Raw genomic sequence first — 26,167 nt, 5'->3', positions numbered from 1 at the left:
CAGCGTTCGTCCTGAGCCAGGATCAAACTCTCCATAAAAAGAAATTTGATTAGCTCAAATTGTTTTGCTGGCATCATGTTTGATGTCCAAAATTTCGTTTCGTTCACTAACTCAAGGTTAGCTACTAAAAACTTTATTGATTACGTTTTGCTTGTTCAGTTTTCAAGGTTCATTTCGTTGTTGTTTTGTTTCAACAACTTTTATAGTATAACATTTTTCGTTTTTCGTTGTCAACTCTTTTTTTAGAAGTTTTTTTACTTCGTTTCAGAAGCGACAACTCTTATATAATATCATTCTTGGTTTTCGATGTCAACATCTTTTTTGATGTTTTTTTCGAATTCATTTTGTTTCTTACGTCGTCTTAACGACAAGTAATAATTTATCATGATTCTAATACAACCGCAAGTGTTTTTTTACTATAAAATTATCTTTATTGTAAATAGCGATTTAATAAGAGATTTTGTGTTTTTTCGAGAACTAAATAACTCTTACAATCTTTTATCTATCACTTTATTTGTTTTACTATACATCTCTTTCTTTAAAATCTCAACAAACTAAATAAGAAGAGTATTACTTCTATCAAAGTATAGTCCTTTTTAAAAGGATACTTTCTCAAGCTTTCCTTGAAAAAGCATCTAAGATCTACACATTAAAATGCGTCATCGCTCCTCTTACACATCACTCTAACAAATATACAATAGAAGAAAGGAGCCAAAGTGGTTCTCCTACACCTCGACTCCTACTTATTCATGTTTATTACTTTTTAACTTTATTGTTCCGCACATAATAACAAAAAAAGAAAGAAGAATATATTATGTTCGCTTTTCAAATGCGGAATTCAAAATTGAAAGTGTGTTTTTCAAAACTAAAATATAAAGAATCTACTAATTCTAATTAATTACTTTGTTTATCAACTACATCTAGGCACCAAGAGAAATTATCCCATGCTGAATACCAGCCACTGAAAACTTCAGAGGAATCATCCCAACGGACATCAAACTTCTTCTGACCATCTATCTCTACTAAATATAAAGCAAGGGTCGGTTCCGACTTAGAAACCGCTAATTTCATGCCATTTTCAAGCTCTTCCTCAGTAAACAGAACATCTGAAACTGAGCGTACTTGCGCTTGTTCAAATACTTGTTTGTTAAAGATTTTATAATTCATTATAAGCCTCCAATAATACTTCTATAATGTCTATTTCTACTTTATCTGTAAATAACAGAACTCTAAAAGTATACCTTATATTCATTCATCATTTAAATACTCTACTTAATTCTTTTTAGCAATTATGCCTCGGCATAATTGCGTCCGCCGGAGGCTTTGGGCCAACACGATGTTGGTCACTCAGTCGTCGCCACAGGACGTGGCGCTCTTAGACTGAGTTCCTCTATTTCAGCGGATGTTTGGACACCCGCTGAAAAGTGACTTAAAACTGCATTAATCTCAACACCTATAGAGGTGGGAGACTTCCGCTAAAAGAAGTTAAACTTTTCAAACATTAACTAAGTAATCATCGCAAAAGATCAAAACAGGAGTCTTAGTGCTTCTCCTACACCTCGACTCCTGCTTTTTCACGATTACCCCTTAACAAAGCTGTTCTTTTCTAGTTCGATTACCGCTTTTTATCCCGAGTAGTAGTCGTGCTATGTCAATTATGCCTCGGCATAATTGCGTCCGGAATCGGCTTTGTGCGCACAGGGCGTGGCGTTCTTAGACTGAGTTCCTCTATTTCAGCGTGTGTTTCGACATCCGCTGAAATAGTTAAAACAACTATTTAGTAGTATGACGCATTGTAGGGAATAATAATACGTCGCGAATTGATGGTGAATTTGTAAGAAGCATGATTAAACGGTCAATACCAATACCCAATCCACCTGTTGGAGGCATACCGTATTCTAACGCTTCAATGAAATCATTGTCCATTTCATGCGCTTCATCATTACCGGCTGCTTTTTCAACTAACTGAGCTTCAAAGCGCTCACGTTGGTCAATAGGATCGTTAAGTTCTGTAAAGGCATTTGCATGCTCGCGTCGAACGATAAATAATTCAAAACGGTCAGTAAAACGCTCGTCCTCTGGATTTTTCTTTGCTAGAGGTGAGATTTCTACCGGATGACCATAAACAAATGTTGGCTGAACAAGAGTCTCTTCGATCTTTTGCTCGAAGAACTCGTTAATAATATGCCCTACCTCATGTGATTCTTTAACCTCTACACCATGTTCTTTAGCAAGTGCTTGAGCTTGTTCCTTAGTCATAGGCTGCCAGAAGTCTACACCTGTAGCTTCTTTAACTGCATCTACCATATGAACTCGCTTCCAGCCTACAGCAAGATTAATTTCATCTTCACCGTATTGCACTGTAGTAGTACCCAAAACTTCTTGCGCTACATGAGCAACAAGGTTTTCTGTTAGAGCCATAATATCTTTGTAGTCCGCATAAGCTTCGTATAGCTCTATCATTGTAAATTCAGGGTTGTGGCGTGTTGAGATCCCTTCATTTCGGAAAACACGACCAATTTCATACACTTTCTCTAGTCCACCAACAATTAGACGTTTCAAATGCAGTTCAATTGCAATACGCATATATAATTCCATATCAAGTGCATTGTGGTGTGTAATAAATGGACGAGCCGCTGCACCACCAGCAATTGTATGAAGCATTGGTGTTTCTACTTCTAAATATCCTGCATTATCTAAATAATTGCGAATAGCACGGATAATTTTAGAACGTGTAATAAATGTTGTTTTACTTTCCTCATTCGTCATTAAATCTAAATAACGTTGACGGTAACGTTGTTCAACATCTTGTAAGCCATGGAATTTTTCCGGCATAGGGCGTAACGCTTTTGATAAGAATGTAAATTCTTCAGCCTTTACTGAAAGCTCTCCCACTTGTGTTCGGAATACATTACCACGAATCCCTACGATATCACCTAGGTCAGCTTGTTTAAATAATTCATATGCTTCTTCGCCAACATGATCCTGGCGAACGTAAATTTGAATTTGGCCACCTAAATCTTGAATATGTGCAAAACCAGCTTTTCCTTTACCGCGTTTCGTCATAATACGACCCGCAATAATTACCTCTTGTAGGTTTTCCTCTAGCTGCTCTTTTGTTTGATCCGCAAATTGTTCACGTACTTCTGTTGATAAATGCGTACGTTCAAAACGACTACCAAATGGATCTTGACCATTATCTCGAATAGCCGTCATTTTTTGGCGTCTCACCAAAAGCTGATCATTTAATTCTTCTATGTTTGACACTTGATTCACTCCTTATTAAATTATCCGCGTTGCGTTTACATCCATAATATTTCTATTGTACACAATTTTATAGCTGTAATCATCTGTTTCGTTTTAATTTCCATAAGAGAAAAAATGATTAATAATTCTAAAAATTAATGTTAGCAGAAAAATAGACGTCCCAAAACAATGAGACGCCTTTTTAATGTATTAAATAATTAATTCTTTTGCTTCTGGAACTATTAATGTAGATTCAAGCTCTTCATAGTCTTGTACAATTCCATTTAATAGCGCACGAAGTTCTACCGCAGTTTCTGTTTGGTTAATCGCTTTACGCGCTTTACCATTACCGCGAATACCTTTTAAATACCATGAAGCGTGTTTACGCATTTCACGTACTGCCACACTCTCTCCTTTTAATTGCATAAGGCGTTCAAAGTGAAGCAAACACACATCAATTTTTTCACGTACACTTGGCTCTTCCTTTAGCTCACCAGTTTCAAGGTATTGAACTGTACGATAAATCATCCATGGATTACCTAAAGCAGCGCGTCCAATCATTACTGCATCTACCCCAGTAGTATCAAGCATACGTTTTGCATCTTGAGGAGTTTCTACATCACCATTACCAAGCACAGGAATTTTCACATTTTCCTTCACTTGACGAATGATATCCCAATTTGCTTTTCCTTCGTACATTTGTACACGTGTACGTCCATGAACAGCTATTGCTGAAGCACCAGCACGCTCAGCAGCTTGTGCGTTCTCAACTGCAAAGATATGCTCGTCATCCCAACCAATACGCATTTTTACGCTGACTGGTTTTTTTACAGCATCTACAACAGCCGCTACCATTTCATATAATTTATTCGGGTCTAAAAGTAACCGCGCGCCCGCTTCGCATTTAATAATTTTATTAACCGGGCAGCCCATATTAATATCGATAATATCGGCAGATGTGTTCTCATCTACATACTTGGCCGCTTCCACAAGTGTTGCCTTATCACCACCGAAAATTTGCAGTGAAAGTGGATTTTCACGCTCATCGATATAAAGCATGCCTAGTGTTTTTTCGTTCTTCTGGACAATCCCTTTATCACTAATCATTTCTGCATATACTAGCCCTGCTCCGAACTCCTTAACAGTTAAACGGAAAGCAGAGTTACAGATTCCAGCCATTGGTGCTAATACGACACGGTTGTCCATGACTATATCCCCAATTTGAAACGGCTTCTCAGTTGTCTGACTCAATGTTGTTTTCCCCCTTCTATAGGTTTTCACCTATTTCTATATAAAAGCAACCGCAGGAGGCTTTAACTTAAGGATTAGAAACCTAATTAACGGACTGCATCATTTTCAGCTCTGCTGATGCTTGCCATAAAGTTACGCCTTCCTCTTCACAATCCATCTGTTGCATTATATCGTGTGCCCTTCGCAGCTGTTCTCCAACTGGCGCAGGCGTAATTTCTATAAGTGGTACTAGTACGAAAGCTCGCTCATACATTCTTGGATGTGGAACAATTAAGCTTTCAGTTTCAATATTTTCGTGATTGTAGAGCAAAATGTCAAGGTCAATGATTCGTGGGCCCCATCGTAATTCACGAACCCGCCCTAGTTCACTTTCTACCCATTGGCAAATTTTCAGCATTTCAGAAGATGAATAACTCGTTTTAATGCGAACAGCAATATTTAAAAAGTCTGCTTGGTCCGTGTAGCCTACCGCCGCTGTTTCATAAACTGAAGAAATTTGTACAACTTCAATATCATCTTTGCCCTCTAAAAGTTTAACAGCATGTTGTAGGTTTTCAAATCGCTCTCCCATATTTGTACCGATCGATAAATACACATCATTCATTAGTAATCACCTCTCGTTACCTCTACTGACACCTCTTTATAATAACCATGTATCGGTGGGTCCGGTTTAATAAGCTCCACGCGAACACCCTTAACCTTTTCTGAGTATGTCTCTAAAATACTGTTTGCTATTTTTGAAACAAGTGCTTCAATAAGCTTGAACGGCTCGCCTTCAACGATATCACGGCATAACGCATAAACCTCTGCATAGTTCACCGTATAGTCCAAGTCATCAGTCTCTCCAGCCTTTGTCATATCTACAGCAAGTGAAACATTGGCACGGAAGCGTTGACCAAGTGTTGTTTCCGCTGCTAAAACACCGTGATAGCCGTAAAACTGCATATCCTTTAAATGAATATAGTCCATTACGCTTCCTCCTTATAAATACGCTTACCCACTAAAATATCAGCCATATGTGTCGCTCGTGCCATTTCCTTTACATCATGCACACGAATCATATGGCAGCCCTTTTCAATACCGTAAACAACCGTTGCACCTGTACCTTCTATACGCTCCTCAACAGGCAGCTTTAGGACATTACCAATCATTGATTTACGTGAAGTCGCTAGCAAAACAGGGTAACCCATCGCTACCAAATCCTCTAAATGTTGCATCATTTCTATATTTTGAGCGGTAGTTTTCGCAAAACCTATGCCCAGATCTAAAATAATATGATTATCTGTTACACCTGCATTTCGGGCAATAGCAATACTCTTTTCTAAGTCGGCCTTTGCCGTTATCCAGAAATCAGTACCATAATCAGTGTTGTCTCGATTATGCATTAAAATAATCGGTACATTTAAATCTGCAGCCACCTGAGCAATCTCAGGGTCAGCCTTCGCACCCCAAATATCATTAATAATATGCGCACCAGCTTCAATAGCCGCTCGAGCTACGTTCGCTTTATACGTATCAACCGATATAATTGCAGGCACTTCAGCTACTAAAGCTTGAATAACTGGCACAATTCGTGCAATTTCATCTTCATCGGAGATACGTTCATAACCTGGCCGCGTTGATTCTCCGCCAACATCAATAATTTTAGCACCTTCAGCTACCATTTTTTTCGCTTGCTCAACAGCAGCTTCAACGTTATTATACTTTCCTCCATCTGAAAATGAGTCCGGTGTGACATTTAAAATACCCATCACAAAAGTTTCTGCTGTATAGTCCAACGTGATACCGTTAATAGTTAATGTTGTTGTATATTTTTCTAGCATGTAAACTCTCCTTCTATTCTTGTTCCACTTCATTGACAAATGCTTCATGTAAACGCGAATAAACAGGCCCTTTATTGCCTAGTAACTGCTTGTTCTCTAATTTACGTATTGGAACTAGCTCTTGTATAGAGTTGGTAATAAAGCATTCTGAGCATTGCTCTACGTCCTCTTTAGTAAAGAAACCTTCTCTTACCTTAATCCCTAGAGATTGTGCTCGTTCAATTACCCACGCTCGGATAATTCCAGGTAAAATACCAGTTTCTAAGGAAGGCGTATATAGTATATCATTTTTCATCCAAAAGATATTTGATGTAATACCTTCAGCAACAAAGCCATCTTCTGTTACAAAGAAGCCCTCCTGTTGCGCCAGAGATGGCATCTCAAAACGTCCAAGTACGTTATTGCCATAATGATGTGATTTCACACGAAGCCCTTTTTCGGGAGTATTACGCGGTGTTACAAGCCACTGTGCGTTTTTTTCCATACCTCGAGGTGTATCGTGTAATTCTTTGCGAAAAACAATAACATTCGGGTATCTGTATTCGGTAGGCTGTAAACCGATACTATGATCTCCAGCTGAGACGTTTATACGGAAATAACCATCCTGTCCATTGGCCTGTTCATTTAATCGCTGAACAACCTTAAGTAAATCCGCTTCGGTATAGGACATATGAATACGATATTGAGAAAGTGCTGTTTGCAACCTTTCCATATGCGCTTCCCAGCTAAACGTCTTTCCTTTATACGTTCGAAACGTTTCAAAAAAGCCTAACCCGTATAAAAATCCATGATCAAATGGTGAAATGCGCAAGTCCTGCGCCGCTATGTAGTCTCCATTCATCCAGCACAGCATTTACTTCGCTCCCTCAACATACAAATCTATAAACTGGCGTAGAAGCTTTTTACCTTGCTCTGTCATAATCGATTCAGGATGGTATTGCACTCCCTCAATTGGATAATCCTTATGACGAATGCCCATAATTTCGCCTTCTTCTGTCCATGCCGTCACTTCAAAACATGCAGGTAATGTTTTCTTCTCTACAATTAAAGAATGGTAACGAGTAGCTTCAAATGGATTTGGCATCCCCTTATGCAAACCTATTTCAGCATGTAGCACAGGTGATGTTTTACCATGCATCAAACGCTCAGCTCGTATAACATCCCCCCCGAATACTTGAGCAATGGCTTGATGGCCAAGACAAACGCCTAAAATCGGAATATTTCCCGCGAAATACTTAATAATGTTCAGACTTTCACCTGCTTCATTCGGGCTACATGGCCCAGGAGAAATGACAATCATATCTGGCGCAAGCTGCTCAATATCTTTCACCGTCAATACATCGTTTCTTTTGACCACTAATTCATGACCAAATTCCCCAAAATACTGTACAAGGTTATACGTAAAAGAATCGTAGTTATCAATCATTAAAATCATTTTGCTCGCTCCTCTGCCATTGCCTTAGCCTGCCACATCGCCTTCGCTTTATTTAAAGATTCTTGGTATTCTCTTTCCGGAACAGAATCAATAACAATGCCTGCTCCCGCCTGGATATGAGCTACCCCATCTTTAACAAACGCTGTACGAATGACAATATTAAATTCCATATCACCTGTATAGCCTAGCCAGCCAATCGAACCCGTGTATAATCCTCTTCTTACAGGTTCTAATTCTTCAATAATCTCCATCGTACGAATTTTCGGTGCACCTGTTATTGTTCCTCCTGGGAACATGGCACGGATAACGTCTGCATTGGTTTTCCCTTCAGCTATTTCTCCTCGTACATTGGAAACAATGTGCATCACGTGTGAATAGCGTTCAATCACCATGAACTCATCCACTTCAACCGTCCCATAAGTAGATACTCTTCCTAAATCATTACGCTCTAAATCAACTAGCATTACATGTTCGGCACGTTCCTTGTCGTTATCAATCAATTCCTGTGCTAACGCTAAATCCTCCGCCTCGGATTTCCCTCTTGGCCGTGTACCAGCAATCGGTCGAGTAGACAATTCATTGCCGTGACGCTTCACCAAAAGCTCAGGTGAACCCGAAACGACAGCAAAATCCGGTGCTTCTATATAAGCCATGTAAGGAGAAGGGTTAAATGCACGTAACGCTTCATATACATCCATTGCAGTTGCGTTTAACTTTTTAGATTGACGTACTGACAAATTCACTTGGAATACATCACCTTGCGCTATGTATGTTTGGATCTTACTCACCGCTTCCTCAAAGGCCGTTCCAGCGAATGATACTAACAATTCATTTTCGTCATTTACTATTTCTACAGCACTTGCTTTTTCAAATTTACGAGTAAGCAGTCCTTCTTGCGCTGCCCCTTGCCACGCATTAGCCCATTCCTCCAAATTTACATGACAGTCTGCTAGCTTCATAAGCGTCACTTTATTTGTTTTCACATCGTGTACTGCCCAGCAATCAAACATATAAAAATAGATATCTGGTACATGTAAATCATCTATAGCATTATTAGGCAACACTTCGATTTTACGAGCGTAATCGTATGCAACAAACCCAATAGCTCCACCTTGAAAAACAGGAAGCTCAGCATTATATGAAACGCGATATTCCTCCACTAATTTCTCTAATAAAGTAAGAGGCTCACCGTTTAAATTTTCTGTCTCACCATTTCTCCACTTTACAAGTAAACCATTCTCAACCGATTGTGCTGTAGCTAATGGATTCCAAGCAGCTATCGTAAAATTTCCTCCGCGTCCACTTTCTAAAAATATATGTGCTTGTTCTGCTTCTGCTTGCTTCTTATAACTATAAAAAAACGAGTCTGCATCCATCGATATTGTTTTCGTCAGTATTGTCTTCAAGTTGCTATTCCCCTTTAAGTCATATGATGTGATTCCATCTTAACTTGAATATTGCTGTGAAGCGAATATTTTTCAATTGCCACGTAAAATTCAACTTCTTTCATCAATTATTTTCTGTGCGAAAGCGAAGCGTCAGCAACAAATACTTTTTAAATATATATGTCTTATTTATAATTTGGCTAAAAGAAGAGCCTTTGCTATACTAATAACAAATAGAAATTTTTACAAATTGTGTATATTCATTTCATAAAAAGGAGCTGTTACTTCATGAAAAAGATTTTTTCAGGGATTTTCCTCGCCATGATACTCACGCTGATTTCTCTACCTGCATATGCAGCACATAGTACTATTAAGATAGATGGTGTTGTCGTTACTACAGATGTTGCACCAGAAACTAAGAATAATCGAACAATGGTGCCTTTGCGTGTTATCAGCGAAAATTTGGGAGCAACAGTAAATTGGAAAGACTCAAAAGTAACACTAACGAATAACAAAATGCAGATAACGTTACAACCGAATAGCAACACTGTCATAAAAAACGGTAAAACAGAGTTACTTGATGTCAAACCATATTTAAAGAACAATAGACTATTTGTTCCTATTCGATTTATTGCAGAGACTTTTGGTTGTCAGGTCAATTATCAAAATTCCACAGTAACAATAGATACTGCGCCATTGGTTATGAACAATGTTAAAGTAAAAGCTGTTCAATATGAATACCATATGACAATGGGCGGGATCGTACAGCAGATCCAAGGGAACACCTATAATAAAGCCTTATATAAAATTTTCACTGAAAATAAAGGAAAAGTTGTTGATGCCCCTGCTAACTATTCATGGCAAATTAATCTAGACGTTCCGGGTTCCTATTATAAGGATGGACAATATAATTTTATGAGTCATGAAAATAAAAGCATCCAACAGTTTGACCTTTATTCTTTAAATGGACCCTTCTCGGATGAAGAATTGAAAGGATACCCAAAAGCATTAATTCACGATGTTACTGCGGATAAATGGTATTTATTCACTGATAAAGCACTTGAATCTATTAATAAATTATTTAATACTGCCACTAACAATGGCTTTGTAAAAGTCTTAAGTAATACAGTTGTATAGTGAAGTCTATCCTAATCATATATTTTGAACTGCTCCATAGGTGTTAGTTATACCACTAACACTTACGGGCAGTTTTTTTATGATCAATTATGCCTCGGCTTCATTAATCATAAAAAAAAGACTCCTCGTTAAAGGAGCCCTTACCTACAAATAATTGGATTAGTCTTCGAATTGATATAACGGTGTTGATAAATAACGTTCCCCATTTGAAGGTACGATTGCAAGAACATTTGAACCCTTACCTAAACGTTTTGCTGCTTCAATAGCAACATGAATAGCTGCACCTGATGAAATACCACATAAGATACCTTCTTCACGTGCTACTTTACGTGCCACTTCAAAAGCAATCTCATTTTCAACTGGGAATACTGTAGAGTATACATCTGTATCTAATACTTCAGGTACGAAGCCAGCTCCGATACCTTGAATTTTATGAGGCCCTGGTTGACCGCCAGAAAGTACTGGTGAATCTTTTGGTTCAACAGCAATAATTTCAATATCTGGGTATTGCTCTTTTAGCACAGCACCTGCACCCGTAATTGTACCTCCTGTACCAACACCAGCAACGAATGCATCTAATGTTAAACCTTCAAATGCTTCTACAATTTCTGGACCTGTTGTTAAACGGTGAACAACAGCATTAGCTGGGTTCGTGAATTGTTGTGGTAAGAAGTAGCCATGCTCAGCAGACAATTCCTCCGCCTTAGAAATTGCACCTTTCATACCTGCTGGTCCAGGTGTTAATACAAGCTCTGCACCATAAGCACGCAATAAGTTACGACGCTCTAAGCTCATTGTTTCTGGCATTACTAAAATCGCTTTATAGCCTTTAGCTGCAGAAATCATTGCAAGTCCAATACCTGTATTTCCAGAAGTAGGCTCAATAATTGTACCACCTGGCTTTAATGTACCGTCTTTCTCAGCGGCTTCAATCATCGCTAAAGCTAGACGGTCTTTTACTGAACTGCCCGGGTTAAAGTATTCTAATTTCACATAAACAGTACCTTCATTTTCACCTGTTGCATGATTTAATTTAACAATTGGCGTTTTACCAACTAATTCAGCCACCGAGTTTGCTAATCTACTCATTTATCAATCCACTCCTAATCCCTACTATTTTTATAGGTTTTACTTATTTTTGATTTTATCAATTTTTCCATTCGATTGTCAATAATTATAACTTATATTTTCAGAATATTTATTGCAACCGATCCAACCTCAACTTGAAACAATTTCACCTTGGCGTAATCACGTCATAATGCTTTCGGCCAACATTTGCGAAAGAAGGGAAATAAAAATCTGCTCAATATCCTGGGGTGGCCGTTACTCTGTTGACGATAAACGTCTGCAGGGATTTCCCTGGCTCACTTTTCCCGCAGATATCTCGCAGATTTTTTAACTTCTTTCAGCAAATGTTTTTTGTACCGAAAGTGTAGCGTCAGGTACAGATGTTTTATGTAACGTAAGTGAAACGGCAGTTACAAATTTTTTGGTAGCGAAAGCGAAGTGACAGATACAGAAGTCTCCCAGCTCTATATTTCAGAGCAATCTGTTATTTACCTTTTTTCGCTTCACCGTAATACCAAGTTGCATTAAATTCAGACCAAAATGCTTCTGGTGTAACAGATTGTGACAACTGCTCTAAGGCAAGCTCACGTTCAATATGTTCTTTCACATCGTCATATGTAAAGGATTGCCCTTCTAATATCTCTTGTACTTGTACAATTCCATAATGACCGTTAGCAAGCTTAAATGCTTTACTAACTTCACCTGCTTTTAAAGCTTTCACTGATTTTAAAATGGCAGGATCGATATTTTCTTGATTTTCTGTAAGGAAACCGATATCTCCACCTAAGCTAGCCGACGCACTGTCTAAGGATATTTCACGTGCTAGCACCGAAAAATCAGAGGCATTTTTTATTTCACTGAATGCTTCCTCAGCAGCTTTTTTTGAGTCCAGCTCTATAAAATTCGTACGATAGTTTGTTTTCGTATTGTATAGTGCCTGATTTTCCTCATAATATTTCTCAATACTACCTTTTTTTATAACCACATCTTTCGTCAACACCTTATCCAAAATAAGCTGTGAGCGAATTTTTTGGCGTAGTTGCTCTGATGAAAGGTTTTGCATGGCAGTATCAAATTTATCTTGAGCAGAACGCATTAAGGCTAACTCTAAATCAATCTCCTTATCCTTCACTTGGATTTTAAATTTTTTAGCTGCCTTTTCCATCACAGATTCATTCACTAAATTTTGTAGCGTCTCTTTACCATAGCGTTCTTCCATGGCAATCATCCACTCTTGACGTGTAATAGTTTCCCCGTCAACGGCAGCGACTTGCTCGTCGCTACCAATTTCCTGGTCTTTATTAGGGATTAACCAAGTAATAAACCATAAAATATTTCCTAATAACAAGATTGCAATAACTGTTAAAGCCGGTTTTGTCTTAAGTCGGCGTTGCAGTAAGGGCGTTTGGTTAGGTGTTTCAGCGGATAAAGGTCGTCGATTACGCTTTGAGCTCATCAATATATCCTTCTAACTCTTCTTTTGAGAAACGGTATGTTTCTAAACAGAAGTGACATTGTGCTTCTGCTTTGCCATCCTCTTCAATCATTTCTCGAATTTCTTGTATCCCTAACCCTAAAATTGCTGCACCAAATCGCTCTTTTGAACATTGACATTTAAATTCTACAGGCATGGAATCTAAAATTTGTAGATGGCCTTCTCCTAATACTGCCTCTAAAATTTGCTCAGGTGTAAAACCTTTTTCAATCATTTTTGAAACAGGCTCTAGAGTAGCAAGATGCTGCTCAATTTCATTGATTGTCTCTTCATCACAGCCTGGCATTAATTGAAGAATAAAGCCACCAGCTGCAAGGATTGTGTTATCAGGATTTACTAAAACCCCTAACCCAACTGATGAAGGCACTTGCTCTGATGTAGCAAAATAGTAAGTAAAGTCCTCAGCAATTTCACCTGATACAATTGGCGTTTGTCCAGAGAACATGTCTCTCAAGCCTAGATCTTTTACGACCGTTAATGCACCCTCTGTTCCAACACCTGCTCGAACATCAAGCTTACCGTGCTCATTTAAATCGAAATGAACATGAGGATTTGTCACAAAGCCACGTACTTCACCGTGCGCGTTACTGTCAATTACCATTGGACCGATTGGACCGTTCCCCTCAATTTTAACAGTGATTTTTTCCTCACCTTTTAACATGGCACCCATCATCACCGCAGCAGTCATAGAACGACCAAGGGCTGCTGATACAACAGGCCATGTATTATGACGGCCTTGCGCTTCTCCTACTGTTGCTGTTGTACAAGCCGCAAAAACACGAACCTGTCCGTTGAATCCTAAACCCCGTACTAAATAGTCTTTCATAAATGAAATGTCCCTCATTTCTTATTGATTGCGTTTAAATAGCTTATATAAGCCTTTTAATGTTAAAAACGGGTCGACTACATCAATAGCTTGCGTCTCCCCAGCAATTAAATTTGCTAATCCTCCAGTAGCAATTACTAAAGGTTCTTCCTTACTTTGTGCTTTCATGCGATTAACAATTCCCTCAACTTGCCCAACAAAGCCATAAAAAATTCCGGCCTGCATAGCAGATACGGTTGTCTTTCCAACAATATGTGTAGAGCGCAATATTTCAATACGCGGCAATCTAGCTGCCTGTGTATACAGCGCCTCCGTTGAAATCGAAATACCTGGAGCGATAGCACCGCCCATATAATCGCCCTTTTCATTTAAGTAACAATATGTCGTGGCAGTACCAAAATCAACAATAATCAGTGGTGCTTTATAATCATCAAGAGCCGCAATAGCGTTCACTATACGGTCTGAGCCAACTTCACGAGGGTTTTCATATTTAATATTCAATCCTGTTTTCACACCTGGTCCTACGACGAGCGGTTTTTTTTGAAAATACTTTTGACACATTGCTTCTAATGAAAACATGATTGGTGGTACAACAGAGGATATAATAATGCCTTTGACCTGTTCAAATGAAATGCCTGCATGATTAAAGAAAGATAATACTTGCATTGCGTATTCATCTTCTGTTTTATGAAGGTCTGTCACCATACGCCAATGGAAGGCCAATTGATCGTTGTCATCATAGACACCTAAAACGATATTCGAATTTCCTGCATCTAAAACTAAAATCATGGTCGATGCCTCCTATTTATGCCCCTCACCGTAATTGTACCCGTCACTATGCGATTGATACAACTAAAACAATGCATACTCAAGCACAAAAAATCAAAATTAATTATGCCTCGGCATAATTGCGTCTGGAATCGGAAAGAAGTTAAAACACTTTAGAAAATGATACCACACTTTTATTCCTATGAAATAGCATTCATCTCACTACAAAAGGGAGTCACCCTCATCATGGGTATCTCCTTTCAATTTATTTCCTATCACCAAAACGTGGGGTTGATTTCCGTTCCAGCTGGGTGCTTTCCTGGGGGCGTCCGATGAGCCGCTAATCCCCAAGGAGTCACCCAGCCGTAACGAAGATCAACCAATCTACTTAGCGTGTGTCTTCTGGCAGGGCACTCTATTTATAGTTATAAAAAAGCTTCAACAATATGTGCTTTTGCGCGAAAGCATAGCGTTAGCAATAACAGGTCTGCAATACTTCCATGTTATAGGTCGCAATATTACTCACTTTTGAAAGGAATAAAATTTATAAAAGTTTTACGCTATCGCTGATTGGAGTGGAAGGCTACTCGACTCCCGTGGGAAAGCGAGACAGGCGAGACCCTGAGGCCAACATGATGTTGGTCACGAAGGCATTGTCACAGGACGTGACGCATTTAGCCTTCGTTCCTTTAGCGGAGGAAGCGGCTCGACGCTCGCCCACAGGAAGCTCTGCTCTGCGCGAAAGCGAAGCGTCAGCGACAAAGCGAGTAGCTTGGAACGGAAATCAATTTCACTTTTTAGTATGAAATTTAATTTGAAAAGAGCCACCCTCATCTTAGGTAGCTCCTTTCATATTATTTAAAATTAAATTTTTCTGGGTCAGGTCCGCAACGTAATCCATCATTTAGTGCATCTAACTGAGCCATTTCTTCCTCTGTTAACGCAAAGTCAAAGACCGTGAGATTTTCCGTCATTCGTGCAGGAGTCATTGTTTTTGGAATAGTGACTACACCATGCTGAACATCATAGCGTAACACAATTTGTGCAGGTGTTTTGCCATATTTAGAAGCTAGCTGCTGTATCAATGATTCCTCCAATAAAGAACCATTCATTAGTGGTGACCACGCTTCTACCTGTATTCCGTTCTCCTTACAAAATGCACGTACTTCCTCTTGAGTTAAGTGCGGATGAAATTCAATTTGATTAATAACAGGAACAACTGATGTTTCCTTTAATAAATTTTCCAAATGACGAACATGGAAATTACTAACACCAATTGAGCGTACACGTCCATCCTGATAGACTTTTTCAAGCGCTTTATAAACATCAACGTAATTTGTATCTATACCTGGCCAGTGAACTAAATATAAATCTAAATAATCTAATCCTAATTTCTCTAAACTACTATCATAGGCTGCAAGTGTTTCTTCATAGGAGAGTCCATCGTTCCAAACCTTTGATGTTACGAATAGTTCTTCACGTGTTACTAAGCCCTCATCAATCGCAGAACGAATTCCTCGCCCTACACTTTCTTCATTGCGATATACTTGAGCTGTATCAATGCTACGGTAACCTTTTGCAATAGCTGTTTTTACCGCTTCAGCCAAGTCATCGCCTTCAGGTACTCGAAAAACGCCATAGCCGATTAACGGCATTTCTAAACCATTATTCAATGTTACGCTTCCCATGTTTCAACACTCCTATCTATTTTGGCTCTAAAAAGAACCTATATTACGCAGCTGCGTAATATAGGTTCTATCGTAATACCTACTACAGAAAAAAGGCAAAGAAAAAGACTGCTTACTAAAATCGTAAACAGTCTTTCCCATATTAATCACGCTTTTCATCGATACCTTTTGCTGTATCATTCGGCCCTCTGTCCTCTTTAGGTAAATCAGCTGTTGTTGGATTCGGTTCATTGTTAAGCAATTCTTTCTTAACAACTGTTTCACCAACTACATCTAATATTGGTTGAGTTTCAACTTTAGGAGCTTTTTCTACAACCGGTTCTACCTCTGGTTCCGGTAAGACACCGTGATCACGTAAATGCTCGATTTCTTGCGCATTCAATGTTTCTTTTTTCATTAATGTGTTAGCAATTAAATCAAGTAATCCACGTTTTTCAGTTAGGATTCGTTTAGTACGCTCATATTGCGAATCGATAATTTTTTGCATTTCCTTATCAATTTCGTAAGCAATTGAATCAGAGTAATTTTGATCTGAATTAAAATCACGACCAAGGAATACATTCCCACCCTGACTTGAACCAAACTGCATTGCACCAAGATTTTCACTCATACCATATTCAGTGACCATGGCACGCGCAATACTTGTTACCTTTTGGAAGTCATTATGCGCCCCAGTAGATACCTCACCAAGTACGATCTCCTCTGCCACACGACCTCCAAGAAGTCCAGCAATACGGTCTAGTAGTTCTTGTCTTGTTGTGAAGAAACGTTCTTCTTTCGGTAACATAATCGCGTAACCTCCAGCTTGGCCACGAGGAACGATTGTTACTTTGTGTACTGTATCTGCTTCATCTAACTCCAAACCAACAACTACGTGGCCGGCTTCATGGAAGGATACAAGTTTCTTCTCTTTTGCTGAGTAAACGCGGCTAGCTTTTGCCGGACCTGCAATTACTCGGTCAGATGCTTCATCGATATCTGCCATATTAATTGTACGTTTGCTTTTACGAGCCGCTACAAGTGCAGCCTCATTTAACAAGTTCTCTAAGTCGGCACCCGAGAAACCTGGTGTACGTTGTGCAACAGCTGCTAAATCCACTGACTCTGATAAAGGTTTGTTGCGCGCATGTACTTTTAGAATTGCTTCACGACCTTTTACATCAGGGTGTCCTACTGTAATTTGACGGTCAAATCGACCAGGACGTAATAAAGCTTTATCTAAAATATCTGGGCGGTTTGTTGCAGCGATAATAATAATACCTTCGTTTGCCCCGAAACCATCCATTTCAACTAATAATTGGTTCAGTGTTTGTTCACGCTCGTCATGGCCACCACCAAGACCTGCGCCACGTTGACGACCTACTGCATCAATCTCATCGATAAAGATGATACAAGGTGCATTTTTCTTTGCATTTTCAAACAAATCACGAACACGTGATGCACCGACACCGACGAACATTTCTACGAAGTCAGAACCTGAAATCGAGAAGAATGGGACGCCTGCTTCACCTGCTACTGCTCGTGCAAGTAATGTTTTACCTGTACCAGGAGGACCTACAAGTAAGATACCCTTTGGAATACGAGCACCAATTTCAGTGAATTTACGGTGATCTTTTAAGAAATCAACAACTTCAACAAGCTCCGCTTTCTCTTCATCAGCACCCGCTACATCTGTAAAACGAACTTTTTTCTTCTGATCGTCATAAAGTTTGGCTTTACTTTTACCAAAGCTCATCACTTTATTTCCGCCACCTTGAGATTGACTCATTAGGAAGAAGAATAAGAAAATGATAATGATGAAGGGAATAATTCCTGTAAAGAACTGAATCCATCCACTTGTTTCTGGCGCTGTTAAAAATGTAATATTACTATTTTTATCCTTAGCAGCCTTATCGATGCGGTCCATTAAAGATTGGTTAGTGGTAGGGATGTTTGCAGTAAAGCTTTCTCCTTTTTCATACCCCTTCAATGTACCTTCAACGATGTATACTGATTTATCAGGTTGAATTGTAGCACTTGTTATTTCATTCTTATCTAGAGCTTCTAATAACTCATGATAAGATAACTCTTTCGTTGGTGAAGTTCCACCATTGAAAGTACCAAATATACCGATAATCACTAAGAAAATCAGTAAATAGAATATGGTATATCGAAATATTCGATTCATCTCCAGCCTCCTCATTACAACAGAAAAATTATAAGTAAAATCTTAACATATCATGATTTCATCATACAACGAAAAGCCCTACATAAAAAATGTTTCGTGCGATTTTTGTCGAAATCGAAACATTTTTATGCATTTATTTACTATGTTCCAGCGTTTGTATCCGTTACTTCATTCAGAACAACGTGCCTAGATTTTTTTGATTTATAATCAATTTTGCCTCGGCATAATTGCGCCCGGAATCAGCTTTGAGCCAACGTGATGTTGGTCACTCAATCGTGCTGACGTTTTGCTTTCGCTACGTAAACACTTACTGAAAGAAGTAAAAAAACTAAAAATCTATGACCTTCGCTGGAGGCTCTTCTCTTCATAGCTGGTGTTCTTTCGGTAACTTCTTACTTGTTAGAAAGAATAAACTGCTGGTTTTAAAATGCCGATATACGGTAAATTACGGTATTTTTCTGCATAGTCTAAACCATACCCTACAACAAAACCGTCCGGTACTTCAAAACCAACATAATCAGCACCTAAGTTTACTTTACGACCTGATGGTTTATCTAACAATGTAACGATTTTGATGGATTTTGCTTTGCGGTATTTAAATAAGTCTACTAAATAGCTTAACGTTAAGCCACTATCAATGATATCCTCGATGATTAATACGTCACGCCCCTCGACGCTTGTATTTAAATCCTTTAGAATCTTTACTTCCCCAGATGAAACTGTAGCATTGCCATAGCTAGAAACATCCATAAAATCTAGCTCAATGAAAGAATCGAAACGTTTCATTAAGTCAGTCATAAAAGGCATAGCCCCTTTTAAAACACCAACAGCTAACGGGAATGAATCTTTATATTCCTCTGTCAATTGTGCGCCTAAATCAGCGATTCTTTCTTGCAATTGTTCTTCTGTAATCATTACTTTTTCGATGTCATTTTGTAACATATCGATTCCTCCTCGTGTGTATAAAAAAATGTTCAACCATTTGGGGTGAAATTTTTACAAAGACCTTAGTCTACGATGAGCACTGTATCATCGTTTGGTTGCGGAGAGGTTGAAAACAACATTCCCATACGTACACCAATTACCGCTACGACCTCTTCAGATTGAGAAATCAGTAACGGCCAGCTATTCCGCTCATTTAAAGGAATCTTTTCATCTATAAAAAGGCGAGATAAGCGTTTTGGCCGATCCATTCCTTTTAACAGCACTCTATCCCCTTCCTTACGCGCCCTAACATAGAGTGGAAGTTTGAGTTTGCTAGCGTTAAAATAAAAAAGTTGTGCAGTATCCGTCAGCATTTTAGACGATAAATCAGGCAACTCGACTACGCATAAACATTCACCATTTGTCAGTGTTGTCCACCCATTAGCAGTCGAAATAATCATTTTCTCAGGAGAAGCTTGACCTTCTAATGACGCTTTCTTCTGAATCGTAAATTTTCCGTAACGGCGAACAGCTATAAAATTTTCTGGCAAGTGAACTTCAGCATACCCAGCTGTCGTATCAAAAAGCTTTGTAATAGAAGTCAATAAAGCATAACTTTGTATCGTATTTGAATCTTTGTAAAGATAGTTTAATAGTATTAAAATGAGCCTCCTTTGTAAAGCAAGTGGTACCAATTGAAGAGCCTTAATTTCCATGCTATATGTATTTCCATCAATTCTTTTTACTATTCTAGAAAATACATCCTCCGCTAATGTCATTAAATAGGCATCGTCTTCTTGCAATTGTTTTGTAAAATGGGTTACCTGCTCTGTTACTCGTGGATTTTCTGACTCCAACAAAGGCACCACATGATGTCTAAAACGATTGCGTACATAAGTGTCCTTAGAATTGCTAGCGTCTTCACGATGATCTAAACCCTGCTTAAATAAATATTCCCTTATTTCGGACTTTGTAACCGTTAAAAACGGACGAATTAATGTTTTTCCTTCAAAAATACGTTGTGAACGTATACCTTGCATACCATTTATCGTTGCATTTTTTGTCAGGGCCATTAATACTGACTCCAGTTGGTCGTCCGCATGATGTGCAGTTACAAGCTTGCTTGCATTCGTTTTTTCCATGACCTCTTTAAAATATTGATACCGTTCTCTACGACAAATAAGCTGTGTATTCCCATTTTCTAAAGCCATAATCTCCGGTATTGGAATAGCCTTTGCATATAGGTGTACACCATACTCATCACAATATTTTTGGACAAAAGCTCTGTCCTCAGCCGATGCTTCACCTCTTAGCATATGATCAACATGCACGGCTTCTACCGTAATTCCCCATTGATCTTTTGATTTAACAAAATAATGGAGTAAAGCCATTGAATCTACTCCACCCGAAACGGCGACGAGAAGATGGTCGTCTTGCTGTAATAATTGCTCTTTTTCGATAATTTTTTTGACCTTTAATTCAAGTGACAAACGCTTCTCCTCCCCTTTTCGTTCTCTATTATGATGAATTGCTCATAGAGTGTTGAACCGGTCTAAACACAGCCCATGTAGGTACAACATGTGTAACCTCTAACATCAATACAGTGCAATCGTCTTCAATGTCATAGTAAGATTGGAAAGATTGCATAATCGTCGTTAGTTTTTCCTGTATGGTTTTATTAGTGCTCGCAACCTGCTGGGCATACGCTAAAAATGTCTCTTCCTGCTCGTCCCAATCATCAACACTTGAAAATAATCCATCAGAGTGCATCAAAATTACATCGCCCGCCTTAAGCTTTCTTTTTTCCGCCTCTACTGCTGAAATGGATAAAAAACCTACAGGAGCTGCATTACTTTCAACCTTCAGCACCTCTTTCCCACGTAAAATATACGTAGACATTCCCCCAGCCTTCCACGACCATAAATCACCGTGTTGTAAATCGACAAGCGCAAAATCAAGCGTTGCATACATATCGTTTTGTTGCTTTAAGGACATGACATAATGCAACGTGTGCATCGCAGTCTCTGGGTTCATGTTGTAATTTAAACATTCTCGCATTAAATGTATTAACTTTCTACTCTCATGCTGTGCTTCTTTACTCTGCCCCATACCATCTGATAATAAAATTGCAAATAATCCTGGATGTAATTGAAATAACGCATGGGAATCACCGGAATATAACGTCGCATCTTTAGACATGCTATATATATCATACTCTACTTCAAAGCTAATAGCTGATCTAAAGCTTACTTGAATATGGCGAAATGGTATATCACATGCTACTACTTTTTCAATTTCAAATGGTTCTTCAAAAATATCATATAAAATCGGCAATATCATCCGTTCAGCTAATGTTGTGTCTTCCTCCCAATCGACCTGCGCTGGTGCTAAAGCGCAGACAATTTTTCGCGCTCCAGGCTTATTACTAAGCACATCTAGTTGAAAGCATTCAATATGTGCATCTTTTAATTGTTGAGTAATGTCCTTTTCCACACTAGCGAAAGAAATAGTCTCTTCTTTCATCTCCGCTATTAACTGATTTAGATGATTGCTCATATCACGTAACTGAAGCGCAATCATTTTCTTACCATGAAAATACTGACCATTAATACGCTCTCTGTACAGCTCTGTTTCCAATTCTTCGAAAATTTTTGTTGATTTCACACATTTATAACGTATTTGTTCTTCGACACGATGCATACCAGAATCCTTTCCAACGCCTTTCATATGAAACCAGTCTGTCATTAGCTTGTCCATTCCGTTATTTTGCGCTCCCCAACAGTGATCATAGCGGAAACAACTTAGGCATGTATTCATCGGCGACACTTCCTTCACCTCTTCTATCGGAGCTGTCATAAAGCGCTCAAACACGAGCTCCTTCATAAATTGTACAAAATGCTGAAAATGCTCTAATTTAAACGTAACATGCTCCGTTAACCAACTTTGACGGGCAAGTAAGACCTCCTCACGCTGCGGAAACAGCTTGTCCCGCACCTTTTCTGAATATTTTTTCGGAATGGATAGAAAAGCAATACTCCCAACTGCAATCGATGTAAAATAAACGCTATCTAACGGCAATGTTGCATCGTAAAATAAAAAAAACACACTCGGCAAAATACTGCCAATTGCTACACCAAATCTTCCAACGCGGGCCCCCATCCCTGCACACAATCCTGTTAAGGTAGCTACAGAAAGCATACCCGTAAACGAAAGTTTTGCAACGCCAATTAGAGTTCCGAGCACCGCTCCGATAACTGTCGCTAATGGTACACTCCCTACTAATGCACCGAAGCAAATTAATAGTTGTAATAAAAAAATGGGGAGTGAAAAATAGCTAATGACAACTGCTTGCATCCCTGTAAGCATAGCAGCAAATACCACTAATCCAGAACCCAGCTTCTCATAAGTCCAATGGCTCGTAAACCATTCATAAGAATTGACAAACAACACTTGCATAAACAACGTCATAATAAGAGCTAAAGCCGCTTCACAACCTACATAAAATTGCACAAGCACCGGTGGTAAACCTTGATGCATAACTCCCTGCCACATTATCTGCACAAGCAGTACCGCTAAAGAGACTGCTATACTTTGTGGTAGCTGCCAATAACGGAAGCGCATGATGCATTCATACATAACGATTTGCAATGCTAAAATGAAGACTTGTCCAAATCCAAGAAAAAAACATCCTATCAGACCACCAAACAAAACATACTTGGCGTATTCCTTATACTTCGTTCGTATAATTGCCCAAAAAGGAACCGAGAAAGGCACGGCCGCTTCAAATACAACGGACTGAGCTAAAAAGAAGGATGTTAAAAAAAATAAAGAGCCTATTAACAATTGCCTTTTTTTCACTCCTAATTTTTGTTCGTCTACATTTGCCGTGTTATACCATTCAATACTCGCCATTTCACTATCCCCTTTCTGCACTTTTGGAGCTATTATAAAAAATTATGTACGGAAAGATTGTCTGACGGTGGCAGAAAAAAATATAAACATTTCGACGAATACATATGCATAAATACGAGAAATGGCAACAATTTCTACATAACCTACTAAGCTGCACAAGATTAGGAATATTTCTTTTTATGGGGCAGGCTTTAAATGACAGAAAATTTCATCAATTATGTTCCGCTGTCGTTATATAAGATGCTTTACAAAATCTATGCCACGAGAGGTCTAATGCCCTTTCACCCTTCCATTTTCATCGATTGATGTCCCTTTTTTCGTCATAATTACTATAGTCAGCAGTGTCGATGATACTTTTCTACTTAAGAACAAAAAGTTTGATAAATTTCCCATCAAAAGGGCTCGTCATTAAAAATTGCGGATGACATTTATTATAAAGTTGATCGGAGTGGAGACTAGGCGACTCCCCGGGATTAGATTCACAGATGAGCCCCTACAGTGCATAGAGAACATTTGCTGCTGTCGCTTCGCTTTCGCACAAAAAGCATTTGTTGCTCCGACGCCCCCCAGGAAAGCGCCAAGTGGGAACGGAAATCAACCACACGTTATGTTGATCAGCCATCAAAATACAATACTCCCTCTTTTTGTTAGCAGATCTTTAAATAATGAATAAAACCATATATTTTTATTAATTTTTTTTAAAAAACTACTTGACGTTAGTAACAAAGGCTTGTATTATTTAACTTGTTGCTAAAAACAAATTGTTTAAAACAATACGCGGAAGTAGTTCAGTGGTAGAACACCACCTTGCCAAGGTGGGGGTCGCGAGTTCGAACCTCGTCTTCCGCTCCATAACATTAATGGCGGCCTAGCTCAGCTGGCTAGAGCGTACGGTTCATACCCGTAAGGTCGGGGGTTCGATCCCCTCGGCCGCCACCATAGTAGGCCCCTTGGTCAAGTGGTTAAGACACCGCCCTTTCACGGCGGTAACACGGGTTCGAATCCCGTAGGGGTCATCTCAAACAGGCGTCTCAGAATTATTTCTGAGACGCCTGTTTTTATGTAGTTTAACAGTGAAACGTTCTTATCAATTGCACCTTGGTATAATTGTAGCTGTTGCTTTACTTTCGCTACAGAAAACATTTGCCGCTGTCGCACAGATAAACAATGCGTCCGGAATCGGCTTTGCACTTAGACCTTCACGAGACCGACACGTTGTCCGTCATTTCGGTAATGCCACGGGACGTGGCATTTTTACCGATGCAGGTCAGTTAGCCGTTATCTCATGGATGCACTGTTGTTGCTGTCGCTTCGCTTTCGCACAGAAAACATTTGTTGCTGTCGTTTTACTGTCGCACAGTAAACATTTGTTGTCGCCCCTTTGCTTTCGTACCAAGACATCTGTTGTGCCGCTCATTAGAAAGCACCAAATAGAAACAGAAATCACCCCCACATTATGGTGATGCACTTAAAAATATGGCATACTAATAATGAAAAGAGCGTGTTATCTAGGAGGTTTATTTCCTTTGAATTCATTAACGAAAGCTGCTTTAATTTGTGGAAGTGGCTCTATGATTATTCTCATATCCATTCTTCTTAATTTACCATTTGTTGTACAAATATTTTTACTTCTTACTGGACTAGCCGTTAGTGTATACGGTGTGTTTTTACTTGTCAAAATGGTTGTTAATCCAGTCGAAAAGTCTTCAGAAACAACTATTGAACAAGCACCCGTGCCAGCTCCTAAAAAGAAGAAAAGACCGACATCAACGTTGTAGGAAAGTTCGTATACCCTTACATCCGCTGGAGGCTTTAGGCCAATAAATGTCTTTTCTGTCGCTTTGCTTTCGCTACGAAAACGGCTGAAAGAAATGAAAAAGTAATGATGACTTAAGGCTAGACGAAATGTATACAGGAATTATTAAAAAAGGGATTAGCTTAAAATAAGCTAATCCCAACTCTATTTATACACTTTTTCTACGATTAAAACAGTCAGCAAACTACCCTCTTCTAGCTCCGCGACCACCGCGTTTTGACTCTGTAGCACGTTTTAGTGTTGCTAGACGTTCATCACTATCTTTTAAGAAACGTGCCATTTTTTGTTCAAAATTCTCTTTTGGTTGATGGCGGTCGTTACGATCATTAGAACGATTATCGCGACGTGGGCGTGCTGGACGCTCCGGACGCTCTGGACGCTCTGGTCTCTCTGCTTGAGGCTTTGCTTTACGGATTGAAAGACCAATCTTTCCGTCCGCTTCAACATTCATCACTTTTACTTCAACTTCATCTCCAACTTTTAGATGCTCATTGATATCTTTCACATAATTGTCAGCAACTTCACTGATGTGTACTAAGCCTGTTTTGCCATCTGGCAGCTCAACGAATGCTCCAAAATTTGTGATTCCTGTTACTTTACCTTGTACCTTGCTGCCTACTTCAATTGACATAAAAAAAATGCTCCTCCTTAAAAATTAAGCGACTCTTTTGAGTCATGTAATCAATTTAATCAAACTTTTAGTTTCTCTTTTCATTATATATAACTAAAAAAGAGTGTCAACAATACATAGCTTTTCAGTCGTCTTTTTTACCTTTCTTTTCTGATACATCGTCTTTTTTATCTTTTTTTTCAGGTATATCGCCTTTTTTATCTTTTTCATCCGGCATAATGAAAACAATCTCACCTTTTTCGGATAGGAAATATTCCTTGCGTAATAACTTTGCGATATACTCATCATTCTCTAACTGTTTAATTCTAAGATTTAACGAATCTCGCTCTTCTTTCAAATCAGAAAGATTCGCCTTCGCTTCAACCTTTTTCTGCTCTTTTGCAGCTAGTGTTTCATTTTGATTCAAAAGTATATTTAAGAGAACGGCAATAATAACGACTGGTACAATCGCAAAAAAGGCAATACGGCGTATTTTCCGTTTCCGCGCTTCAATTTTACGATTTATAGCTTTATCCGTGTTACGGACATAGTCATTATCAAGCTTAGTATAGTTTTGTTGGCGATCATTTGATGAACGACGTTTAGTCATGCCCGC

At 38.9% G+C, this 26,167-nt stretch carries 23 protein-coding genes and 3 tRNA genes; 6 read left to right on the top strand and 20 right to left on the bottom strand.

Annotated elements, in window-relative coordinates; all coding sequences use genetic code 11:
- Nucleotides 1-894: 894 nt before the first annotated feature.
- The 9 genes from ACQKMI_RS24230 to pabB form a co-directional block, all read right to left on the bottom strand.
- Nucleotides 895-1,167, bottom strand: a complete 273-nt coding sequence (locus ACQKMI_RS24230) for a hypothetical protein (protein ID WP_323651220.1) — start codon at nucleotides 1,165-1,167, stop codon at nucleotides 895-897.
- Between the two features lie 606 nt (nucleotides 1,168-1,773).
- The gene (gene lysS / locus ACQKMI_RS24225) at nucleotides 1,774-3,276 is read right to left on the bottom strand and encodes a lysine--tRNA ligase (RefSeq protein ID WP_427493041.1); all 1,503 of its coding nucleotides are present in this window, start codon (nucleotides 3,274-3,276) and stop codon (nucleotides 1,774-1,776) included.
- 180 nt (nucleotides 3,277-3,456) lie between these two features.
- Complete coding sequence (gene dusB / locus ACQKMI_RS24220; RefSeq protein WP_323651218.1) at nucleotides 3,457-4,497, bottom strand: tRNA dihydrouridine synthase DusB; 1,041 nt, start codon at nucleotides 4,495-4,497, stop codon at nucleotides 3,457-3,459.
- Between the two features lie 82 nt (nucleotides 4,498-4,579).
- Nucleotides 4,580-5,101, bottom strand: a complete 522-nt coding sequence (gene folK / locus ACQKMI_RS24215) for a 2-amino-4-hydroxy-6-hydroxymethyldihydropteridine diphosphokinase (protein WP_427493039.1) — start codon at nucleotides 5,099-5,101, stop codon at nucleotides 4,580-4,582.
- Nucleotides 5,101-5,466, bottom strand: coding sequence for a dihydroneopterin aldolase (gene folB, locus ACQKMI_RS24210; RefSeq protein ID WP_079563711.1), 366 nt, complete (start codon nucleotides 5,464-5,466; stop codon nucleotides 5,101-5,103). Before folB ends, folK begins: the two co-directional genes overlap by 1 nt.
- Nucleotides 5,466-6,320 (bottom strand): dihydropteroate synthase, encoded by an 855-nt coding sequence (gene folP, locus ACQKMI_RS24205; RefSeq protein ID WP_427493037.1) that lies wholly within the window; start codon nucleotides 6,318-6,320, stop codon nucleotides 5,466-5,468. Before folP ends, folB begins: the two co-directional genes overlap by 1 nt.
- 13 nt (nucleotides 6,321-6,333) lie before the next feature.
- A complete protein-coding gene (gene pabC / locus ACQKMI_RS24200) occupies nucleotides 6,334-7,173 on the bottom strand; it encodes an aminodeoxychorismate lyase (protein ID WP_427493036.1) in 840 nt (279 codons plus the stop codon).
- Nucleotides 7,174-7,755 carry an aminodeoxychorismate/anthranilate synthase component II gene (pabA, locus tag ACQKMI_RS24195; RefSeq protein WP_427493034.1) on the bottom strand — a complete coding sequence of 194 codons (582 nt, stop codon included), beginning with the start codon at nucleotides 7,753-7,755 and terminating at the stop codon, nucleotides 7,174-7,176.
- Complete coding sequence (pabB, locus tag ACQKMI_RS24190; protein WP_427493032.1) at nucleotides 7,752-9,161, bottom strand: aminodeoxychorismate synthase, component I; 1,410 nt, start codon at nucleotides 9,159-9,161, stop codon at nucleotides 7,752-7,754. Before pabB ends, pabA begins: the two co-directional genes overlap by 4 nt.
- A gap of 267 nt (nucleotides 9,162-9,428) precedes the next feature.
- On the opposite strand from pabB, the gene ACQKMI_RS24185 reads away from it, so the two are divergent.
- The gene (locus tag ACQKMI_RS24185) at nucleotides 9,429-10,277 is read left to right on the top strand and encodes a copper amine oxidase N-terminal domain-containing protein (protein WP_427493030.1); all 849 of its coding nucleotides are present in this window, start codon (nucleotides 9,429-9,431) and stop codon (nucleotides 10,275-10,277) included.
- Nucleotides 10,278-10,436: 159 nt separating this feature from the next.
- On the opposite strand, the gene cysK is transcribed toward ACQKMI_RS24185, so the two are convergent.
- The 4 genes from cysK to ACQKMI_RS24165 form a co-directional block, all read right to left on the bottom strand.
- Nucleotides 10,437-11,366, bottom strand: coding sequence for a cysteine synthase A (cysK, locus tag ACQKMI_RS24180; protein ID WP_427493029.1), 930 nt, complete (start codon nucleotides 11,364-11,366; stop codon nucleotides 10,437-10,439).
- Between the two features lie 463 nt (nucleotides 11,367-11,829).
- Nucleotides 11,830-12,801, bottom strand: a complete 972-nt coding sequence (locus tag ACQKMI_RS24175; RefSeq protein ID WP_427493027.1) for a peptidyl-prolyl cis-trans isomerase — start codon at nucleotides 12,799-12,801, stop codon at nucleotides 11,830-11,832.
- Nucleotides 12,785-13,666 carry an Hsp33 family molecular chaperone HslO gene (hslO, locus tag ACQKMI_RS24170; RefSeq protein WP_427493025.1) on the bottom strand — a complete coding sequence of 294 codons (882 nt, stop codon included), beginning with the start codon at nucleotides 13,664-13,666 and terminating at the stop codon, nucleotides 12,785-12,787. Before hslO ends, ACQKMI_RS24175 begins: the two co-directional genes overlap by 17 nt.
- Before the next feature lie 21 nt (nucleotides 13,667-13,687).
- Nucleotides 13,688-14,455, bottom strand: a complete 768-nt coding sequence (locus ACQKMI_RS24165) for a type III pantothenate kinase (protein ID WP_427493023.1) — start codon at nucleotides 14,453-14,455, stop codon at nucleotides 13,688-13,690.
- Nucleotides 14,456-15,066: 611 nt separating this feature from the next.
- On the opposite strand from ACQKMI_RS24165, the gene ACQKMI_RS24160 reads away from it, so the two are divergent.
- The gene (locus tag ACQKMI_RS24160) at nucleotides 15,067-15,240 is read left to right on the top strand and encodes a hypothetical protein (RefSeq protein ID WP_427493021.1); all 174 of its coding nucleotides are present in this window, start codon (nucleotides 15,067-15,069) and stop codon (nucleotides 15,238-15,240) included.
- A 48-nt stretch (nucleotides 15,241-15,288) separates the two neighbouring features.
- Here the strand turns inward: ACQKMI_RS24160 and ACQKMI_RS24155 are convergent, their stop codons facing one another.
- The 5 genes from ACQKMI_RS24155 to ACQKMI_RS24135 form a co-directional block, all read right to left on the bottom strand.
- Nucleotides 15,289-16,122 carry an aldo/keto reductase gene (locus tag ACQKMI_RS24155; protein ID WP_427493019.1) on the bottom strand — a complete coding sequence of 278 codons (834 nt, stop codon included), beginning with the start codon at nucleotides 16,120-16,122 and terminating at the stop codon, nucleotides 15,289-15,291.
- Nucleotides 16,123-16,264: 142 nt separating this feature from the next.
- Entirely contained in the window at nucleotides 16,265-18,289 is a 2,025-nt protein-coding gene (ftsH, locus tag ACQKMI_RS24150) for an ATP-dependent zinc metalloprotease FtsH (protein WP_427493017.1), read from the bottom strand.
- Nucleotides 18,290-18,688: 399 nt separating this feature from the next.
- Complete coding sequence (hpt, locus tag ACQKMI_RS24145; protein WP_323651203.1) at nucleotides 18,689-19,231, bottom strand: hypoxanthine phosphoribosyltransferase; 543 nt, start codon at nucleotides 19,229-19,231, stop codon at nucleotides 18,689-18,691.
- Between the two features lie 65 nt (nucleotides 19,232-19,296).
- Nucleotides 19,297-20,703, bottom strand: coding sequence for a tRNA lysidine(34) synthetase TilS (gene tilS / locus ACQKMI_RS24140; RefSeq protein ID WP_427493015.1), 1,407 nt, complete (start codon nucleotides 20,701-20,703; stop codon nucleotides 19,297-19,299).
- Between the two features lie 28 nt (nucleotides 20,704-20,731).
- Nucleotides 20,732-23,125, bottom strand: coding sequence for a SpoIIE family protein phosphatase (locus ACQKMI_RS24135; protein ID WP_427493013.1), 2,394 nt, complete (start codon nucleotides 23,123-23,125; stop codon nucleotides 20,732-20,734).
- Nucleotides 23,126-23,902: 777 nt separating this feature from the next.
- Between ACQKMI_RS24135 and ACQKMI_RS24130 the strand changes: the two genes are divergently transcribed.
- The 4 genes from ACQKMI_RS24130 to ACQKMI_RS24115 all read left to right on the top strand — a co-directional run bounded on the left by ACQKMI_RS24130 (nucleotide 23,903) and on the right by ACQKMI_RS24115 (nucleotide 24,903).
- A tRNA-Gly gene (locus tag ACQKMI_RS24130) sits at nucleotides 23,903-23,977 on the top strand.
- A 10-nt stretch (nucleotides 23,978-23,987) separates the two neighbouring features.
- Nucleotides 23,988-24,064: transfer RNA gene (locus tag ACQKMI_RS24125), tRNA-Met, on the top strand.
- Between the two features lie 5 nt (nucleotides 24,065-24,069).
- Nucleotides 24,070-24,141, top strand: a tRNA-Glu gene (locus ACQKMI_RS24120).
- 510 nt (nucleotides 24,142-24,651) lie between these two features.
- A complete protein-coding gene (locus ACQKMI_RS24115; RefSeq protein ID WP_427493011.1) occupies nucleotides 24,652-24,903 on the top strand; it encodes a hypothetical protein in 252 nt (83 codons plus the stop codon).
- A 222-nt stretch (nucleotides 24,904-25,125) separates the two neighbouring features.
- On the opposite strand, the gene ACQKMI_RS24110 is transcribed toward ACQKMI_RS24115, so the two are convergent.
- Nucleotides 25,126-25,572 (bottom strand): S1 domain-containing RNA-binding protein, encoded by a 447-nt coding sequence (locus ACQKMI_RS24110; protein WP_054612548.1) that lies wholly within the window; start codon nucleotides 25,570-25,572, stop codon nucleotides 25,126-25,128.
- Nucleotides 25,573-25,696: 124 nt separating this feature from the next.
- Complete coding sequence (locus tag ACQKMI_RS24105) at nucleotides 25,697-26,161, bottom strand: FtsB family cell division protein (protein ID WP_427493009.1); 465 nt, start codon at nucleotides 26,159-26,161, stop codon at nucleotides 25,697-25,699.
- Between the last annotated feature and the right edge of the window lie 6 nt (nucleotides 26,162-26,167).

The sequence above is a fragment of the Lysinibacillus sp. NPDC097214 genome, assembly GCF_050277945.1.
GTDB lineage: Bacteria > Bacillota > Bacilli > Bacillales_A > Planococcaceae > Lysinibacillus > Lysinibacillus xylanilyticus_B.
This window is presented reverse-complemented; position numbering and strand designations above follow the sequence as displayed.